The 1626-nt window shown below is 35.0% G+C and carries 2 protein-coding genes; both read left to right on the top strand.

The genetic code is table 11. The features are described 5' to 3' along the window. Nucleotides 1–202: 202 nt before the first annotated feature. Nucleotides 203–919: a UMP kinase gene (gene pyrH, locus H8909_RS13010; RefSeq protein ID WP_022424326.1), complete on the top strand. Its 717-nt coding sequence runs from the start codon at nt 203–205 to the stop codon at nt 917–919. 2 nt (nt 920–921) lie between these two features. Beyond that, on the top strand, nt 922–1467 hold the full coding sequence (frr, locus tag H8909_RS13015) for a ribosome recycling factor (RefSeq protein ID WP_117458064.1): 546 nt from the start codon (nt 922–924) through the stop codon (nt 1465–1467). The last annotated feature ends 159 nt before the right edge of the window (nt 1468–1626 follow it).

Below are 1626 nucleotides of genomic sequence, written 5' to 3' on the forward strand. Positions count from 1 at the left end.
CCTTTCTCATAATAACCTCCCATGGAGGTTATAGTTTAACACGGTAAGTTGATAATGTCCCAATTGGGACATTATCAACTTGGATACATTGAGACATTATCACATTGGAATCAGAATTAAGTTTTGTGGTATCAGTTCGTTGTTGACTAAAAACTTAATTCTATTTATAATTAATTTGTAGATTTTACAGAAGGAGATCCATATGAATTATAAAAGAGTTTTATTAAAAATAAGTGGTGAAGCTTTGGCTGGTGATCAGGGCTTTGGCATTAATCCTATTGTAGTTAAAGACATTGCACAGCAGATCAAAGATGCAAAAGATCTAGGTGTTGAAATTGCGATTGTTTGCGGTGGCGGTAATATCTGGAGAGGTAAGACTGGCGCCGATATGGGTATGGAAAGAGCAAGTGCAGATTACATGGGTATGCTTGCAACTGTTATGAACGGTCTTGCTTTACAGAATGCTTTAGAATCAATTGGTCTTGAAACACGTGTTATGACTGCTATTGATATGAAAGAAGTAGCTGAACCATATATCAGAAGAAGAGCTGTACGTCATCTTGAAAAAGGTCGTATTGTTATTTTCTCAGCTGGAACTGGTAGTCCATACTTTACTACAGACACAACTGCTGCATTAAGAGCTGCTGAAATTCATGCAGATGTTATTTTAATGGCTAAGAATGGTGTTGATGGTGTTTATTCAGCTGATCCTAAGTTAGATCCAAATGCTGTTAAGTTTGATAAGTTAACTTACTTAGATGTTCTTAATAAAGATTTAAAGATCATGGATCAGACAGCTATTACTTTATGTAAAGACAACAACATTGATTTAAGTGTATTTAATATGCAGAAAGAAGGAAATATTGCGTTAGCATGTAAACAGGAAGTGGCTGGCACAATTATTTCAAAGGGAGAATAATAATGGTAGAATTAGTACTTGAAGAAGCAAAAGAAAAGATGGAGAAATCAATTGATGCTTTCTCTAATGAATTAGTTAATATTAGAACTGGACGTGCTAATCCAAGCATGCTTGATAGAGTTATGGTTGAATACTATGGTTCACCAACTCCACTTAATCAGGTTGCTGGTATTTCAGTTGTAGAAGGTCGTCAGTTAGTAATCAAGCCTTATGATAAGAATTCAATGAAGGATATTGAACATGGTATTTATCAGGCTGATTTAGGTTTAACTCCACAGAATGATGGAACAGTCATCCGTATTGTGATTCCACCTCTAACTGAAGAAAGAAGAAAAGAAATGGTTAAGCAGGTAAATAAGCTTGCTGAAGAAGCTAAGGTTGCTTTAAGAAATATCAGAAGAAATGCGAATGCTGATGTTGAAAAGACTGGCGAAACTGAAGATGAAGTAAAAGCAGGTAAGGAAGATGTTCAGAATTTAACAAATGAATTTGTTAAGAAGATTGACCAGATTGCTAAAGAAAAAGAAAAGGATTTAATGACAGTTTAATGTTATTTTGGGAGGATTATGAAATCCTCCTTTTTTTGTCTGTGTCAACCGAAATTGATAATGTCCCAAAAATAATCAAACATTAGCACCACAACGGTGCTTTTGTTTTGCAGCATAATTCGCAAAGCTGTTTTTTCTCCAAGGATGATCCATTGGAGG

It is taken from the genome of Catenibacterium faecis (assembly GCF_014306455.1).
Classification (GTDB): Bacteria; Bacillota_I; Bacilli_A; order Erysipelotrichales; family Coprobacillaceae; genus Catenibacterium; species Catenibacterium mitsuoka_A.

What these genes read in the sequence shown, in the direction of transcription:
- pyrH (WP_022424326.1), top strand. Translation starts at nt 203, where the DNA reads ATGAATTATAAAAGAGTTTTATTAAAAATAAGTGGTGAAGCTTTGGCT.
- frr (WP_117458064.1), top strand. Translation starts at nt 922, where the DNA reads ATGGTAGAATTAGTACTTGAAGAAGCAAAAGAAAAGATGGAGAAATCA.